This window comes from Flavobacterium humi (genome assembly GCF_004745595.1).
Lineage (GTDB): Bacteria > Bacteroidota > Bacteroidia > Flavobacteriales > Flavobacteriaceae > Flavobacterium > Flavobacterium humi.
In genome coordinates, this window is sequence record NZ_SRLH01000001.1 from 116430 (window position 1) to 134015 (window position 17586).

A 17586-nucleotide genomic window follows, 5' to 3' on the forward strand; every position below is an offset into this window, starting at 1 on the left:
AAATATCAGGTATGAAATTTAGATCCCATTTAAAACATTTTGCCCTCACAATTTCATTAATATCCGCTGTAAGTCTTTCAGCACAAACCAATTCCAAATTTAAAGTTACGCTGGATGCCGGTCACGGAGCCCATGATTTCGGGGCAACGTACCACGGATATGTCGAAAAGAACATCACTTTGGCAATTGTCCTTAAAGTAGGGAAGATACTGGAACAGGACCCGAATATCCAGGTGCAGTATACCCGTAACAATGATACTTTCGTAGATTTGGTCGAAAGAGCCAACATTGCCAACAGGGCAGATGCGAATTTATTCGTATCGATCCATTGCAATGCCAATAAAAACCAGGAAGCCTACGGAGCGGAAACGTATGTGATGGGACTTTCCAAAAGCGCTTCAAGCCTTGAAGTGGCAAAAAAGGAAAATGCCGTAATTACCCTCGAAGCCGATTATAAGACAAAGTATGCCGGTTACAACCCTAATTCCCCGGAATCTCTGATAAGCGCGACCATTGCACAGGAGGAAAACCTGGAGCAGAGCATTGAACTGGCCAGTAAGATCCAGGAAAATTTCGAAGAGAAACTCAACCGGAAAGTGAGAGGGATCCACCAGGCGCCTTTCATGGTTTTGCACAAAGCGTTCATGCCAAGGGTATTGGTGGAAACGGGTTTTATTTCCAATAAAGATGAAGGGGCTTACCTGAATTCGGAAGAAGGCCAGCAAAATGTTGCCAAATCGATTGCAGATGCTATTTTCAGGATGAAAGTGGAACATTTCGGAGGTTCCATGCCCACTATTGAAATCAAAAAATCGGAAAAACCGGTCGTAAAGGATTCAACTCCCAAACCAACAACGCCTGAAAAACCGAAACCATCTGAAATAAAAGAAACCAAAGCCGTAGATTCTACCAAAGCGGTTTACAAGATCCAGATCAAAGCAAGCGCTTCCAAAATTGAAACCAAACCGGTAAATTTCAATGGTTTGGATAATATTTCCTTTGTCAGCGAAAAAGGGTATTTCAAGTATATGTACGGTCAGAGCAATGATTATGAAATGGCCAAAAAACAGCTGCAGGAAGCTAAAACCAAAGGATATGGTTCTGCATTTATCGTAGCCTTCAGGAACGGAGTGAAGATTACACTCAATGAAGCCTTAAAACAATAAGCGCTTACTGATTTATTTATTAATTTTGTTTAAAATACTATAATTTTGAAAATCACTAGAGAAATTAAAACCGCAATACTGGTCATTGGTTCCATTTTATTATTTATTTGGGGCTATAGCTTTTTAAAAGGCCAGAATTTATTCAATAACCATAAAAAATTATTTGTTGTATATGACAATGTTGAAGGGTTGGCAGCCTCCGCTCCGATTACCATAAGCGGGAAGATCATAGGAAAAGTCAATTCGATCGAGTTGGGCAAAACCGGGAAACTGGTTGTAGAACTGCAGATTAACGAAGAGGATTTCCCGATTTCCAAAACGAGCGTCGCCCAGATATACGAGCCGGGCCCAATTGGAGGCAAACAAATTGCCATCATCCCTAATTATAAAGACAGGACTGTCGTGGCCGATGGCGATACGCTGGTTTCGGGCATAAAATTGGGTCTGACTGATGCTTTGGGCGAAAAACTGGCCCCGCTTCAGGAAAGATTGGATAAGGTTTTGACCAATGCCGATGTTCTTTTGACCAATGTGAATTCTGTTTTGGATACTAAAACACAGGCGAACCTGAAAAACGCCATCGGTGAATTAAATAAGACTCTTGCCAATTTTACCAAAGTATCGGGTAACATTGACCAGATCCTGATAGAAAACAAACAGAAATTAGGTTCTGCCGTGACAAATCTGGACAAAACGACACAGAATTTCGCGAAAATATCAGACGACCTGGAGAAGGCAAAGTTAGGGGAAACCGTTAAATCATTGGAAAACACATTGGCCAATGTAAATAAAATAATGGCTGATTTATCGGCTGGGAAAGGTACGATGGGAAAATTGCTCAAAGACGAAACCATGTATGCTAATTTGTCAAAAGCATCAAAAGAGCTGGAATTGTTACTGCAGGATGTCAGGTTGCATCCTACACGATATGTTAATGTCTCGTTTTTCGGAAAAAAAGAAAAACCATACATAGCACCTCAAGATAAAAAATAAGCAAACATTCAAACAAACCAACAAATATGAGTTATTTAGATAATATATTGTTCTTTATTATCCTTGTTTTAGGGGTAGGATATTTTACAATTAATGTCAAAAAGATTATCCGGAATATCAAACTAGGGAAAGATATCAACCGTTCCGACAAGCCATCCGAACGCTGGAAAAACATGGCCATGATTGCTTTAGGGCAGTCTAAAATGGTCAAGCGCCCTGTTGCCGGAATCCTGCATATTTTCGTGTATGTTGGGTTTGTCATTATCAATATCGAGGTTTTGGAGATCATGATCGACGGATTGATCGGTACCCATAGGGTTTTCTCTTTTTTAGGCGCACTTTATGATGTCCTGATCGGTTCTTTTGAAGTGTTGGCCTTTTTGGTTTTGGTTTCGGTGATCATTTTCCTGATCAGGAGGAATATCATCAAACTCAAAAGATTCATCCATTCAGATTTGAAAGGCTGGCCAAAATCGGACGCCAATTATATTTTATATTTCGAAGTCGCTTTAATGTCCTTATTCCTGCTGATGAACGCTGCAGATTATCATTTACAGTTATTAAATGTGGGCGAATACCATAGAGTAGGGGCTTTTCCGGTTTCCCAATTTATCGAGCCGCTTTTTAACGGCATGTCCGAAAGTCTTGTGATGCTGATCGAAAGAGGCGCCTGGTGGTTGCATATTTGTGGAATTTTGGTGTTCCTTAATTACCTGTATTTTTCGAAACACTTGCATATTTTACTGGCTTTCCCGAATACTTATTTTGCAGATTTGAATCCGGAAGGGAAATTTGACAACCTGGAAAGCGTGACCAAAGAAGTAAAACTGATGATGGATCCAAACGCCGATCCTTTTGCTGCACCGGCACCTGATGCAGATGCTGTCCCTGCTAAATTCGGGGCTTCTGATGTTCAGGATTTAAACTGGGTACAGCTGCTAAATGCTTATACCTGTACCGAATGCGGCCGTTGCACTTCCTCGTGTCCTGCCAACCAGACCGGTAAAAAACTATCCCCAAGAAAAATCATGATGGACACCCGTGACCGTTTGGTGGAAGTCGGGAATAATATAGATTTGAATAAAGGCACTTTCGTAGATGACGGCAAATCATTGCTAAACGATTATATCACTCCGGAGGAACTTTGGGCGTGTACTTCCTGCAATGCGTGCGTGGAGGAATGCCCTGTCAACATCAGCCCGTTGTCCATTATTATGGATATGCGCCGTTACCTGGTAATGGAACAAAGTGCCGCACCGATGTCACTCAATGCCATGATGACAAATATTGAAAACAATAGTGCGCCTTGGCAATACAATCAACAAGACAGGTTAAACTGGAAAAACGAACAATAATACGATGATTACCGAAGAGTTAGATAAGAAATTAGTTGCTGCCTCAGAAAACGGGCAAACCATCAGTCCTGTGTTGCCGGAAGGCGTAAAAAATTACCTGATAGACATAGACGGGACGATCTGTGATGATATCCCGAATGAAGAACCTGAAAGGATGCTTACAGCACAGGTGTATCCGGATGCTTTGAAAACATTGAATAAATGGTATGACGAAGGGCATATTATATTCTTTTTTACCTCAAGGACGGAAGAGCATCGGGCCTATACCGAAACATGGCTGAAACAGCACGGTTTCAAATACCATGGGATGATTATGGGCAAACCGCGCGGAGGCAACTACCACTGGATAGACAATCATTTGGTAAAAGCAACCCGGTACAAAGGGAAATTTACCGATTTGGTAGATAAAGAAGTAACAATTCAAGTCTTTGATGACGAACAGGAATAATTTTGATCAAACAATAACCGCATAACCGAATTTAACATATAAGAACATGTCAGAAAGTTTAATGGTGCCTACAATGGCCGAAATGCTTGCTCAGGGCAAACAACCGGAAGTTTTATTTTGGGTGGGTTGCTCCGGAAGTTTTGATGACAGGGCAAAAAAAATAACCAAAGCATTTGTACGTATTTTAAACCGAGCAAATGTTGAATTTGCTGTTTTAGGAACCGAAGAAGGCTGCACAGGGGATCCTGCGAAAAGGGCCGGAAATGAATTTTTGTTCCAGATGCAGGCCATGATGAATATTGAAGTGCTCAATGCGTACGAAGCCAAAAAAATCGTTACGGCATGCCCGCACTGTTTTAATACGCTAAAAAACGAATACCCGGAACTGGGCGGAAAATATGAAGTAGTCCATCATACCGAATTCCTGAAGTCATTGCTGGATACGCAGCGCCTGACTATTGAAGGCGGGCAGTTTAAAGGAAAAAGAATTACCTTCCATGACCCGTGTTATCTGGGAAGAGCCAATAAAATCTATGAAGCGCCAAGGGACCTGATCCAGAAACTGGATGCCGAATTGGTGGAAATGAAACGTTCCCGTGCCAACGGATTGTGTTGCGGTGCAGGTGGCGCCCAAATGTTCAAGGACGCAGAGCCGGGTAACAAAGAAATCAATGTGGAAAGGACAGAGGATGCCCTGGAAACAAAACCTGAAATTATCGCGGCAGGCTGCCCTTTTTGCAATACGATGCTTACCGATGGTGTAAAAAACAAAGAAAAAGAGGCGGAAGTCAAAGTGATGGATATAGCCGAATTAATTGCCAACGCCCAGGATTTATAATTTAAAAATAATAGTCTTCCTTAATTGAAAGGCAAAATAAAACACCAGATGTATATTCCTTTTGAAGAATTACCTTTAGAATCCAAAATTTGGATTTACCAATCCAACCGTAAATTTTCAGAGGAGGAAATTTCTGAAATTGAGGTTGCCACAAAAGATTTCGTAGCGAATTGGTCTGCGCATGGAACCGGTTTGGAAGCGTCTTATTTAATAAAATACAACCGGTTCATCATTTTTGCCGTAAACCAGGAAGTACAGGTCGCAACAGGTTGTTCTATTGACAGTTCTGTACAGTTCATCCAGGATTTGGAAAAAAAATACAATGTCGATTTGCTGGATAAAATGAATGTGACATTCAAGAACGGTGAGTTCATCGCACACAAAACCCTGATCGAATTCAAAAAAATGGCCAAGGAAAAAGCGGTTTCCGGGTCGACCATCGTTTTCAATAACCTGGTTAATACTATCGAAGAGTTCAACGATGCGTGGGAAATCCCGGCCGAAGAAAGCTGGCATAGTCGTTTCTTTTAAAAAAATATAATGAAAAACCTTGTTTTTAAGTTTTTGCTGTTTTCTGCCCTTTCCCTGTTTATGGTCAATTGTTCCGTAAGCAAAAACAATGCGGCAAAAAATGATAAAGCAGCCAAAACTGTTGATAATTCCTCAAAAATAAAGTTCCTTAATCAGTCAAAAGCCGGGTTTAATTTATTTGAAGACACTCCTGCGGAGAAAATATGGGTAGACAGTATTTATGCCTCGATGACTTTTGAAGAAAAATTGGGCCAGTTGTTTATGGTCGCGGCGTATTCCAATAAAGACACCGTGCACTTCAATGCTTTGGATAAATTGGTCAAAGAGTATAAAGTAGGCGGACTGATTTTTTTCCAGGGAGGCCCGGTGCGCCAGGCAAAACTGACCAATCGTTTCCAAGCCGAATCCAAAATACCTCTTTTTATCGGGAATGATGCCGAATGGGGATTGAGCATGCGTTTGGATTCCACTTACAGGTACCCTTGGAACATGACATTGGGAGCTGTCCAGGATATGAAACTTATTGAAGAATTGGGGAGCCAAATGGGAAAGGAAGCCAAAAGAATGGGCATCCAGTTCAATTTTGCGCCCGTAATCGATATCAATACCAATCCTAACAACCCTATTATCGGGAACCGTTCTTTTGGTGAAGACAAGGACGAAGTCACTAAAAGAGCTGTTGCTTTAATGAAAGGTTTCCAAAACCAGGGCGTATTTTCTACCGGGAAACATTTCCCAGGGCATGGCGATACCGAAACCGATTCGCACCATACCTTGCCAATGGTTAATTTCTCCAAAGAACGCTTGGAGGATGTTGAGTTTTATCCTTACAAAAAAATGTTTGACCTGGGCCTGGCTTCTGTCATGGTGGCCCATTTGAATGTTCCCAGCTTAGAATCACGGCCTAATTATCCTTCTTCGATTTCTTATAATGTAGTGACCAATATCCTGAAAAAACAATTGGGTTTCCAGGGTCTGGTTTTTACCGATGCGCTGAATATGAAAGGTGCGAGTAATTTTAAAAAGCCCGGGGAAATAGACCTGGAAGCTTTCCTTGCCGGAAACGATATTTTGCTTTTTGCCGAGGATGTTCCAACGGCCATCCAGAAATTCAAACAGGCCTATACCGACACGTTGCTTACCGACGAAAGATTGGATGCTTCGGTCAAAAAGATCTTAAGATACAAATACAAAGCAGGGCTAAACCATTACAAACCAATTGAGACGACTTCTTTATACAATGACCTTAACAGGCCTTTAAACGATGCGCTTCAATATAAATTGTATGAAAATGCGATTACGGTTATCAAAAATGAAAACGAGATTTTGCCGGTAAAAGATTTGGCACAATCTAAAATTGCTTATGTAAAATTAGGCGATGACAGCGGAAGCACTTTTTTGACAACATTGAAAAAATATACTGATGTCACTGAAGTTGCCAATCAGGATATCGACAGCCTGAATCTCGACCTGAAGCACTACAATACTGTTATCGTAGGATTTCACAAATCGGATAAAGCCTGGAAAAAGCATGAATTTACCGAGAAGGAATTAGACTGGCTGCAAAAATTAGCTGCCAATAATAATGTAATCCTCGATGTTTTTGCCAAACCATACACATTGCTGCCAATCAAATCTTTCGACAGCATCAAATCGGTTATTGTAACCTATCAAAATGGCGATATTGCACAGCAGGTTTCCGCAGAATTGATTTTTGGAGCTATTGAAGCCAAAGGAAAATTACCGGTTTCCATTGGCACGTTCTTTAAGGTAGGCGATGGGCTCGCTACCCAAAAATTGGACCGATTAGGATTTACGGCTCCTGAAAATGTGGGGATGAGTACCGAAGGATTAGCTAAAATTGAAGCGATTGCCCAAAAAGCCATTGACGGCAAAATGACTCCCGGCGCGCAAATCCTTGTGGCTCGCAAAGGAAAGATCATCTACCAGAAATCATTTGGTTTCCACACCTATAAAAACGAGACAAAAGTCAAAAATTCGGATATTTACGACATTGCTTCCCTAACCAAGATCATTTCGACTTTGCCAAATGTGATGCAGGACTATGATACACAGAAATTACATTTGGATACGCTTTTAGGCGATATGGTCCCTCAGGCAAAAGGTACCGACAAGGACTCTATAAGGCTGAAGGATTTCCTGTCCCATTATGCCCGCCTGCAGGCCTGGATCCCTTTTTATAAAACGACTCTGGATGGCAAACAGCATCCGTTGAAAAAGTATTATAAATTTACCGCCGGTAAAGGTTTTGAAGCTGAAGTTACTGAAAATCTTTACATCAGGAATGATTTTAACGATAGCATCATCAAAACCATCCTTGCCAGTAAGTTATTAGACAAAAAAGAATACAAATACAGTGATTTCACGTTTATTTTATTGAAGGAATACCTGGAGAAAACACGTCACAAAACATTGGATGCTATTTCGGAAGAGCAATTCTTTTCAAAATTAGGGATGAATAATACGCTTTATAATCCGTTGCATAAATTCGATATGGACATGATCCCGCCTACCGAAAACGACACCTATTTCCGTCATCAGGTACTGCAGGGGAATGTGCACGATATGGCTGCTGCGATGCAGGGCGGAGTGGGAGGCCATGCCGGAATTTTCTCCAATGCGGCCGATGTGGCCAAAATGATGCAGATGTACCTTCAAAAGGGAAGTTATGGCGGCATCCGCTTTTTTTCAGAAAAGACATTCAATGACTTCAATACCTGTTATTTCTGTGCCGAAGGAAACAGGAGAGGCCTTGGTTTTGACAAACCGCAACTCGAAAAAGAAGGCCCTACCTGCGGATGTGTTTCAAAATCAAGCTTCGGGCATACAGGTTTTACCGGTACCATTGCCTGGGCCGATCCTGAAACCGAAATAGTGTATGTTTTCCTTTCCAACAGGACTTTCCCGGATTCCAATGCATCAAACAGGCTTTCAAAAGAAAACATCAGGGAAGACATCCAGCAGATTATCCAAGCCGCGATTATTGAAAAATAATAACGTTAATTTTGTCTAAAATCACCTATTAAATTTTGTGGTTTTAAGTAAATTCGTAACATGAAAATAGCAATAGTTTGTTACCCGACTTTTGGGGGAAGTGGCGTTGTCGCTACTGAATTAGGTTTGGAATTAGCCCACCGCGGACACGAAATCCATTTTATCACATACAGGCAACCGGTTAGGCTGGCACTTTTAAACCCAAATGTGCATTACCATGAAGTGAACGTTCCCGAATATCCATTGTTCCATTACCAACCGTATGAACTGGCTCTTTCGAGCAAGCTTGTCGATATGGTCAAATTATACAAGATTGATGTGCTGCATGTGCATTACGCCATTCCGCATGCCTATGCCGGTTATATGGCCAAGCAAATGTTGAAGGACGAAGGTATTACAATCCCAATGGTCACGACCTTGCACGGAACGGATATCACTTTGGTAGGGAACCACCCGTTTTACAAACCGGCAGTAACTTTCAGCATCAACAAATCGGATGTGGTAACTTCAGTGTCGCAAAGCCTGAAAGACGACACCCTAAGGCTTTTTGATATCAAAAACGAGATCGTTGTTATCCCTAATTTTATTGAATTGGATAATAAGATAACGGAAAACATCCATTGCAAAAGATCTGTAATGGCAAGGCAGGAAGAACGCATTGTGACCCATATCAGTAATTTCAGGAAGGTGAAAAACATCCCGGATGTGGTGAAGGTTTTTTATAAAATCCAACAGAAAATCCCTGCCAAATTAATGATGGTAGGAGATGGCCCGGAAAAAGAAGAAGCTGAAAAACTGTGCCAGGAACTGGGCATCAGTGATAAGGTGATATTCTTTGGCAACAGCCACGAAATCAACCAGATATTGAGCTATTCTGATTTGTTTTTATTGCCTTCGGAAACCGAAAGCTTCGGATTGGCGGCCTTGGAAGCAATGGCATGCCATGTCCCTGTTATTTCCAGTAATTCGGGAGGTTTGCCGGAAGTGAACATCCACGGGGTTTCAGGTTATTTAAGCGATGTTGGCGATGTGGATGATATGGCAGAAAATGCCCTGGCAATCCTAAAAGACGACACAACCCTGCAACAATTCAAGGAAAATGCCCTGAACACGGCAAAACAGTTTTCCATCGAAAAAATAGTCCCTTTATATGAAGGTTTATATACGAAAGCAATTCAGGAATCAATATGAAAAAAATAGGATATTATCTTTTGTTTTTAGGTGTAATGGCTTGTGGTAGTGGTGCATCGAACACATCCGAAACCAAAAAATCGCCCAATGCCTTTGAAGTCATTTACAAAAGCACCTACAACGGCCTGCCGCAAAAAAAATATTATGTGATTGATAACAATGAAGACCTGAAAGTTCTTTTTTCCCAAATGAAGGAAGACCAGGTCCCGGCAATTGATTTTAAAGATTCAAATGTTGTGGTCCTTAATATGGGGCAGAAAAATACCGGAGGATATGATGTTTATCCGGAGAAAATCCTCGATGAGGGCAATACGATAGTTTTGACCATAAAAGAGGTTTCCCCTGGGCCTGGCGATATGGTAACCACAGCACTGACAAATCCGGTTTGTGTGGTGAAGGTCAATTCGAAGAAAGAGATCATTATTAAATAAAAAAAAACACCTTTTTAAAAGGTGTTTTTTGTTTTTAGAATCTGTATCGGATCCCCAAAGCGATATCCGGGCCAAAATTATCATCCCTGAAATCATCGGAATTGAAATAAAGCTCCGGCCTGAAATCTAGAGATAACTGGATAGGAACGTCAAAATTATATTCGATACCGATATCTCCTGCCGCAAAAAGGAAAGTCCCATTGTCTTCATAATTATTGTAGTCGTAATTCCAGCTTCCGATACCGCCACCAACACCGGCGTACCAATTAAATCCGTTATCTATGTTCCAAACCCATTGGTATAAACCGGCCAGTTTTATGGCGTCCACATGGTTGCTGTTTCTCCATCCTAAATCGAATTCCAAGCGGTTTTTAGAAGACAGGCCTCTTTGGTATGAGATTTCCCCACCAAAACCATCGTTATCTCCTAAACGCAAACCTAAGGCATTCTTTGAAATATCTTGTGCTTGTCCTGCAAACGCTAAACCTAGTAGCATAAATGCAGATAAAAATAAATTTTTCATAAGTTTTAATTTGTTTAAACTAAGTAATAAAAACGCTTTTTTGGCGCCATTTAGTATACTAATTTAACAAAAAAAAAATTATTAATATCATTTTCGCGCAGAATTAAAGTATACCTGGGTCAATAAATTCTCCATGTCAAAATTGTCATTTTCCTCATTTTCAATCGTTTGTATAGGATTGTTTGAGTACCTATACAATTTCCACCGCTTGTTGTTGTATTCCAAAGCCGTCAGGTTTTCAACCCAGTCACCGGAGTTTAAATACAGTGTTTTCCCAAATTTATTCTCCACTTCCTTGATTTTTGGCTCGTGGATATGACCGCAAATTACATAATCGTATTTTTTTTCAATGGCCAGGTCCGTAGCGGTAATTTCAAAATCACCAATAAATTTAACCGCTTTTTTGACGCTTGATTTTATTTTTTTGGAAAAGGAATACGGTTCTTTCCCCAATTTGTTCAGGCACCAGTTGATAAACCTGTTCAGTAAAATAAGGTAATCATAGCCCAATCCGCCCAGTTTTGCGATCCATTTGGAATGTTGTACCGAGGCATCAAAAACATCTCCATGGAAAACCCAGGCTTTTTTTCCGTCCAGCTCCAGCAAAAGCTTGTCCTGCAGCGAAAAATTCCCTACAAACGTATCACTGAATTTGCGGAGGAATTCATCGTGGTTTCCCGTCAGGTAATGCACTTTGGTCCCTTTTGAGGCACAATTGATGATTTGCTTGATGACTTTTAAGTGTTCTTTTGGGAAATATGACTTTCTAAATTGCCAGATATCGATAATATCTCCATTTAAAATAAGCGTTTTTGGTTTGATCGAAGCCAGGTAATTTGCTAATTCCTTTGCATGGCATCCATAAGTGCCGAGGTGGGCATCGGAAATCACAACTACTTCTACTTTTCTTTTTTTCAATGGTTATTGATTTGAAGTTTTGCAAATTAAGCGCCATATTATTAATTGAACTTAAATCGAATGTTAAGAAAAATATTATTTCCGGTACTTTTGAAGAGCTAAACTTTTAAACTTTAAACTAAAACAGTACATTTGTTTCAAACAAATAAAAATGGCAGGAAACAGCTACGGAACCCTTTTTAAAGTCACCACTTTCGGCGAATCCCACGGGGAAGCTTTAGGAGGCATTATTGATGGATGCCCGGCAGGAATCGCTTTAGACCTCGAGGCAATCCAGGCAGAAATGCAGCGCCGCAAACCTGGTCAGTCTTCCATAGTCACACAACGGAAGGAAGAAGATGAAGTCCGGTTCTTATCCGGTATTTTTGAAGGGAAAACAACGGGTACGCCCATAGGTTTCATGATCCCGAACACCAATCAGAAGTCTGATGATTATTCCCATATAAAAGACAGTTACCGGCCGAGCCACGCCGATTACGTATACGAAAAAAAATACGGCGTCCGTGATTACCGCGGCGGCGGAAGGAGTTCAGCCCGGGAAACGGCCAGCAGGGTAGTGGCGGGAGCTGTTGCCAAACAAGTGCTGCCGGATATCAGGATACATGCTTTTGTGTCATCCGTAGGGGAAATTTTTATTGACAAACCGTACCAGGACCTGGATTTTTCATTAATCGAAAGCAATCCGGTGCGTTGCCCTGATTTGGCTGCAGCCGAAAAAATGGAAAAATACATCAAAGAAATCAAAAAACAAGGCGATACAGTCGGCGGAACAGTTACCTGTGTTATCAGTAATGTCCCTATCGGGCTTGGCGAGCCGGTTTTTGACAAACTCCACGCCGAACTGGGAAAAGCAATGCTTTCCATCAATGCGGTAAAAGGCTTCGAATACGGCAGCGGTTTCTGTGGAGCCAAAATGAAAGGAAGTGAGCATAATGATCAGTATAACGAAGACGGAACGACCAGGTCAAACCTTTCAGGAGGCATTCAGGGAGGTATTTCAAATGGAATGGATATTTATTTCAGGGTCGCTTTCAAACCTGTAGCAACACTTATCCAAAAACAGGAAGTTTTAACCAATGCAGGCCAAATCATAGAACAACAGGGCAAAGGGCGCCATGATCCTTGTGTCGTGCCTCGTGCCGTTCCTATCGTAGAAGCTATGGCTGCCATGGTCCTGGCCGATTTTTACTTATTAAACAAAACCCAAAAATAATCCACATGCATACACATTCGCCTGAGGCTGAATCGACAAAGAAAAAATCATTCCTGAGTAACTTAACGGTACAAATCCTGATTGCTATGCTATTGGGAGGTGCCTTAGGGATGTTTATCCATAATAATTATTCTGAAGCAGCGGCAAAAGAATTTAGCGGTTACATTAAAATGCTGGCTACCATATTCATCCGTTTAGTTCAAATGATTATCGCACCATTAGTAGTCACCACACTAATTGTCGGAATAGCGAAATTAGGCGATATAAAATCAGTGGGGCGAATTGGCGGAAAAGCACTGGGTTGGTTTTTTACAGCTTCGTTCATTTCCCTATTGATCGGAATGTTTTGGGTAAATGTACTGCAGCCTGGAACCGGTTTGCATCTATCAGATGTTGATGTGTCGACTGCTGCTGAAGTAACTGATAAGACACAGGGTTTCTCGGCGCAGAATTTCGTGGAGCATATCATCCCTAAAAGTATTTTCGAAGCCATGGCCACCAATGAAATCCTGCAAATCGTCATTTTTTCGATTTTCTTCGGATTGGCAACTGCTTCCTTGGGAGAGTATTCCAAACCGGTTGTAAATGTTTTGGATAAGCTATCGCACATCATCCTAAAAATGGTCAATTATGTAATGAAATTTGCACCCCTGGGTGTTTTCGGAGCCATTGCAGGTGTTTTTGCCATTAAAGATGCAGTTGTATTATTGGAAACCTACAAGAACTTTTTAGGGTCGTTTTTCGTAGGGATTTCAACCCTATGGGTAGTGTTGTTGCTGGCAGGATATATTTTCCTGAAAGGCAGGATGACCCAATTGCTAAAGCATATCATCAGCCCTTTGGTTATTGCTTTCGGCACAACCAGCAGTGAAGCGGTTTTTCCTAAATTGACCGAAGAACTCGAAAAATTCGGTGTCAAAGACAAAATAGTATCTTTTATGTTGCCGTTGGGTTATTCGTTTAACCTTGACGGAAGTATGATGTACATGACTTTTGCCAGCATTTTTATTGCACAGGTTTACAACGTACACCTGGACCTGCCTACCCAATTGACCATGCTTTTTGTACTAATGCTGACCAGTAAAGGCATTGCGGGTGTGCCAAGAGCCAGCTTGGTTGTTGTTGCGGCTACTTGCGGGATGTTTAAAATCCCTGTGGAAGGAATCGCATTAATTTTGCCTATCGATCATTTCTGCGATATGTTCAGAAGTGCTACAAATGTACTGGGGAATGCTTTGGCTACTTCTGTGGTAGGGAAATGGGAAAAAGATTAATAATGTAATAAATAAAATGTTATATTTGATGTAATCGTTTAATCAAAACATACATCAATTATGAAAAAAACATTACTTTATTTAGTATTAATTGTTGGTTTTATCGCCAATGCGCAAACGGATTACTATACAGCGTTGCCCAATAACAATTCCACTTCCGGTAACGGAAGGGCACCTCAGGGAGCAACGAAATACAATAGAAGCATTTGGTTGATCACTGCTGCAGAAATGACAGCTTCAGGATTTACAAACGGTTCTGTTGTCAATTCATTGGGATTTAATTATTCGACTGCGCAAAACATTGCCACAACTGGGAATATTGTCATCTATTTGCAAAATACTGCCGATGCTACCAATACCAAAAGCACCACATGGGCAACTGCCATCGGAGGTATGACAACTGTAAGCAACGGAAGTGTTACGCTTCCAGCCGCTACCGGTACATTTGACATTCCCTTCGCAGGAGGATCCCCTTTTACTTATACAGGAGGAGCGCTTTATGTAGCCTTCGATTACCAAAATGCAGCCAATCCTATCGCTACTACAGCCAATGCAGCGTTGTGCTCCACAACTTTGGCCAACGGGCTTAAAAGTGCTTTCAGTGCTACAGCGGCTCCTGCCACTATTGCAGCTTCCAATTTCCGTCCGGAAACAAGATTGGGCAAACAGGTAACCTGCGCCAGGCCAACAGCTTTAGGATTCAATACGCCTGCTTTAAATTCAGCTAACCTTACTTTTAATGTGACAGCTGGCGGAACCGTTACCCTGGAGTACGGGCCATATGGCTTTGTACAAGGAACCGGGACTACTGTAAACAGTGTAACAAGCCCTTATAACGTAACCGGTTTGGCACCAAACAGTACGTACGAGTATTATGTTAGGAAAGATTGCGGCGGCGGTAACTTAAGCGTATGGGAAGGCCCGTATCCGTTCTATACTATTTTCCAGTCTACAGCACCCACTTATAATACCAGTTTCGAGCATGTTGATTTTCCTTTTGTAGGCTGGTTGGCCGTACCTAATAACACTGCCAATGCATGGTTCATCAATTATGGCGGGCCTGGAAGTGCTTTGGTACAGCAAGGCGAAAGTTCAGCGGTAGCGATTACACCGGCAGCAGCTGCAGCCAATGAAAGATTATTTTCAAGAGGCATCAATCTAACGGCAGGTTCCACAACGACTATAACGTACTATGTAAGGAATTACCAGGCAGCCACTACAGCCTTGGCCAATTACCAACTGACAGTAGGTACAGATCAGACCGCGGCTTCACAAACCACTGTATTAGCCACAGAAACAGGTATAAGCAATACTGCTTTTGCTCAAAAAACATATAATTTCACACCGCCTTCCACCGGTACATATTATTTCAGTTTCCTGCATAATTCCCCTATGAATCCTACGGCAAATTCTACCCATGCCTTGATTATAGACAATGTTACCGTTACGGAAGTGCTATCCACTAAAGATTTCCTATTCTCAAAAATCGCAGTATATCCTAACCCGGCAACTGATTTTGTTACCATTAGCAACACCGCTGCCATAGAAATCAATTCTGTAGAGATTGTAGATGTAAACGGAAGGATCGTTAAAGCCCTAACGCCTAAAAACACACCAATAACGCAAATCAATATTGCTGATTTGACGGCTGGTGTTTATTTTATGAATATCAAAACAAGCGAAGGTTCCGGAACAAAGAAAATCGTGAAAGAATAATAGTCAGTATCATAAATAAAAAAAGCCAAATCATTTGATTTGGCTTTTTTGTATTAAAATCTGTTGTCACCGTCGAGCAGGTTTCCTAAACCTCCGAGCAAGCTACCTTCTTCACGGCCGCTTCCTCCGGCTTTCGGGGCAGAAGCAATGATCCTGTCGGCCAACCTACTGAAAGGCAATGACTGTACATATACTATTCCCGGGCCACGAAGCGTAGCAAAAAACAATCCTTCACCACCAAATATGGAATTTTTGATCCCTCCAATGAATTCAATATCATAATCGACATCTTTCGTAAAACCCACGATACAGCCTGTATCTACTTTCAGGATTTCCCCGGCTTGCAGTTCCTTGCGTGCCAAAGTCCCTCCGGAATGTACAAAAGCCATGCCGTCTCCTTCAATCTTTTGCATGATAAAACCTTCACCGCCAAACAACCCGCGGCCTAATTTCTTCGAAAATTCAATCCCGACCGAAACCCCTTTGGCTGCGCACAAGAAAGAATCTTTCTGGCAAATGAATTTTCCCTGGTATTGAGTCAGGTCTATCGGTACTATTTTCCCTGGGTACGGAGACGCAAAAGAAACTTTACGTTTGCTGTTATCCTGGTTCATGTAGGCGGTCATAAAAAGGCTTTCCCCGGTCAGCATCCTTTTCCCGGCATTGAGCAATTTTCCAAAAACACCGTTCTGTTCATTGGAACCGTCCCCGAAAATGGTCTCCATCTTAATCCCGTTGTCCATCATCATAAAACTTCCGGCTTCGGCCACGACCACTTCCTGCGGGTCTAGTTCTATTTCAACATATTGCATTTCTTCCCCATAAATATGGTAATCGATTTCGTGTGCTTGCATGGTTTTGTTTTTTTTGATTATGAATGATTAGACACAGGAGCCAGCAAGATGTTACAGATAAAATAGTGTTTCTTTTCTCGCTCGGGTTTTATTCTTTGCGGTGGGCCGGTACGAATTAGCGGCCCAAAAATAAAACAGGCAAACCCGGTACAAACCAAACTAAAAAATGTAATTTTGCATACTTATTTTTTACAAAATGTTAGGATTAAAACTGAAAACAGACCCGAAATGGGTAAATATTGTTGAAACAAACATCGAAGAGATACTCACCGACCATGCCTGGTGTGAGCAGAAAGCGGCTACCAATGCCATTACCATGATTACTCATAATTCCGAAATAGAAGAATTAGTCACCGAATTGCTTGTCATCGCCCGCGAAGAACTGGAGCATCTGCAAATGGTCCATGACCTGATCAAACGCAAAGGATACCAGCTTGGCCGCGAACGTAAGGACAATTATGTCAACGAGCTCTTCAAATTCCTCAAAAAAGACGGAAGCCGTTTGCAGTCATTGGTAGACAGGCTGTTGTTTTCAGCCATGATCGAGGCCAGGAGCTGTGAGCGTTTTAAAGTGCTTTCGGAAAATATCAAGGACGAAGAGCTCGCATCCTTTTACCGGGATCTTATGATTAGTGAAGCAGGGCATTACACCACATTCCTGACATTGGCCAGGAAACATGGCAATGAAGCCGAAGTCAACAAGCGCTGGAAAGAATGGATCGAGTACGAAGGCAGTATCATCACCAAATACGGTACACAGGAAACCATCCACGGATAATAAAGCAAGAAGAAGATACCCATACAAAAGTATCTTCTTTTTTATTTTGCCTTACGGCTAAAACAGCCCTTCCTACTGCTTTGCCAGATGGAGCAACTGCAACGTGCAATTTAGCAACTGCAACGTTTGATTTAGCGCCTGCACTGTTTGAGGAAGCACCTGCAACGCAAAAACAAGCACCTGCAGCGTTTGATTTAGCGCCTGCACTGTTTGAATAAGCACCTGCAACGCAAAAACAAGTACCTGCAACGTTTGATTTAGTGCCTGCACTGTTTGAATAAGCACCTGCAACGCAAAAACAAGCACCTGCAACGTTTGATTTAGTGCCCGCACTGTTTGAAT

At 41.7% G+C, this 17586-nt stretch carries 17 protein-coding genes; 13 read left to right on the forward strand and 4 right to left on the reverse strand.

Going from position 1 to position 17586, the window contains the following annotated elements:
- Window positions 1-11 precede the first annotated feature (11 nt).
- From E4635_RS00455 to E4635_RS00495, 9 genes are read left to right on the forward strand one after another with little or no spacing between them, the layout of a single operon-like run.
- A complete protein-coding gene (locus tag E4635_RS00455) occupies window positions 12-1166 on the forward strand; it encodes an N-acetylmuramoyl-L-alanine amidase family protein (RefSeq protein WP_135524647.1) in 1155 nt (384 codons plus the stop codon).
- Between the two features lie 45 nt (window positions 1167-1211).
- Window positions 1212-2159 carry an MlaD family protein gene (locus E4635_RS00460; RefSeq protein ID WP_135524648.1) on the forward strand — a complete coding sequence of 316 codons (948 nt, stop codon included), beginning with the start codon at window positions 1212-1214 and terminating at the stop codon, window positions 2157-2159.
- Window positions 2160-2185: 26 nt separating this feature from the next.
- On the forward strand, window positions 2186-3514 hold the full coding sequence (locus tag E4635_RS00465) for a (Fe-S)-binding protein (RefSeq protein WP_135524649.1): 1329 nt from the start codon (window positions 2186-2188) through the stop codon (window positions 3512-3514).
- 4 nt (window positions 3515-3518) lie between these two features.
- Complete coding sequence (locus tag E4635_RS00470) at window positions 3519-3962, forward strand: LNS2 domain-containing protein (RefSeq protein ID WP_135524650.1); 444 nt, start codon at window positions 3519-3521, stop codon at window positions 3960-3962.
- A 46-nt stretch (window positions 3963-4008) separates the two neighbouring features.
- Window positions 4009-4800 carry a (Fe-S)-binding protein gene (locus E4635_RS00475; RefSeq protein WP_135524651.1) on the forward strand — a complete coding sequence of 264 codons (792 nt, stop codon included), beginning with the start codon at window positions 4009-4011 and terminating at the stop codon, window positions 4798-4800.
- A 48-nt stretch (window positions 4801-4848) separates the two neighbouring features.
- Complete coding sequence (locus tag E4635_RS00480; protein ID WP_135524652.1) at window positions 4849-5331, forward strand: ABC transporter ATPase; 483 nt, start codon at window positions 4849-4851, stop codon at window positions 5329-5331.
- A 9-nt stretch (window positions 5332-5340) separates the two neighbouring features.
- On the forward strand, window positions 5341-8346 hold the full coding sequence (locus tag E4635_RS00485) for a glycoside hydrolase family 3 N-terminal domain-containing protein (RefSeq protein WP_135524653.1): 3006 nt from the start codon (window positions 5341-5343) through the stop codon (window positions 8344-8346).
- Between the two features lie 60 nt (window positions 8347-8406).
- Window positions 8407-9537, forward strand: a complete 1131-nt coding sequence (bshA, locus tag E4635_RS00490) for an N-acetyl-alpha-D-glucosaminyl L-malate synthase BshA (RefSeq protein WP_135524654.1) — start codon at window positions 8407-8409, stop codon at window positions 9535-9537.
- Window positions 9534-9968, forward strand: a complete 435-nt coding sequence (locus E4635_RS00495) for a protease complex subunit PrcB family protein (protein WP_135524655.1) — start codon at window positions 9534-9536, stop codon at window positions 9966-9968. Before bshA ends, E4635_RS00495 begins: the two co-directional genes overlap by 4 nt.
- A 34-nt stretch (window positions 9969-10002) precedes the next feature.
- Here E4635_RS00495 and E4635_RS00500 read toward each other — a convergent pair whose 3' ends face one another.
- Together E4635_RS00500 and E4635_RS00505 are read right to left on the reverse strand one after the other, a co-directional pair.
- Window positions 10003-10491, reverse strand: coding sequence for a hypothetical protein (locus tag E4635_RS00500; protein WP_135524656.1), 489 nt, complete (start codon window positions 10489-10491; stop codon window positions 10003-10005).
- Window positions 10492-10578: 87 nt separating this feature from the next.
- Window positions 10579-11409: a UDP-2,3-diacylglucosamine diphosphatase gene (locus E4635_RS00505; protein ID WP_135524657.1), complete on the reverse strand. Its 831-nt coding sequence runs from the start codon at window positions 11407-11409 to the stop codon at window positions 10579-10581.
- Window positions 11410-11560: 151 nt separating this feature from the next.
- Between E4635_RS00505 and aroC the strand changes: the two genes are divergently transcribed.
- Genes aroC through E4635_RS00520 form a run of 3 tightly spaced genes read left to right on the forward strand, consistent with a single transcriptional unit; the run spans window position 11561 to window position 15612 of the window.
- Entirely contained in the window at window positions 11561-12622 is a 1062-nt protein-coding gene (aroC, locus tag E4635_RS00510) for a chorismate synthase (RefSeq protein WP_135524658.1), read from the forward strand.
- Between the two features lie 5 nt (window positions 12623-12627).
- Complete coding sequence (locus E4635_RS00515; protein ID WP_135524659.1) at window positions 12628-13896, forward strand: dicarboxylate/amino acid:cation symporter; 1269 nt, start codon at window positions 12628-12630, stop codon at window positions 13894-13896.
- A gap of 60 nt (window positions 13897-13956) precedes the next feature.
- On the forward strand, window positions 13957-15612 hold the full coding sequence (locus tag E4635_RS00520; protein WP_135524660.1) for a T9SS type A sorting domain-containing protein: 1656 nt from the start codon (window positions 13957-13959) through the stop codon (window positions 15610-15612).
- Between the two features lie 53 nt (window positions 15613-15665).
- Here E4635_RS00520 and E4635_RS00525 read toward each other — a convergent pair whose 3' ends face one another.
- Window positions 15666-16466 (reverse strand): TIGR00266 family protein, encoded by an 801-nt coding sequence (locus E4635_RS00525; RefSeq protein ID WP_135524661.1) that lies wholly within the window; start codon window positions 16464-16466, stop codon window positions 15666-15668.
- 196 nt (window positions 16467-16662) lie between these two features.
- On the opposite strand from E4635_RS00525, the gene miaE reads away from it, so the two are divergent.
- The gene (gene miaE / locus E4635_RS00530; protein WP_135524662.1) at window positions 16663-17244 is read left to right on the forward strand and encodes a tRNA-(ms[2]io[6]A)-hydroxylase; all 582 of its coding nucleotides are present in this window, start codon (window positions 16663-16665) and stop codon (window positions 17242-17244) included.
- A 72-nt stretch (window positions 17245-17316) separates the two neighbouring features.
- Here the strand turns inward: miaE and E4635_RS15650 are convergent, their stop codons facing one another.
- Window positions 17317-17577, reverse strand: a complete 261-nt coding sequence (locus tag E4635_RS15650) for a hypothetical protein (RefSeq protein WP_169630171.1) — start codon at window positions 17575-17577, stop codon at window positions 17317-17319.
- Between the last annotated feature and the right edge of the window lie 9 nt (window positions 17578-17586).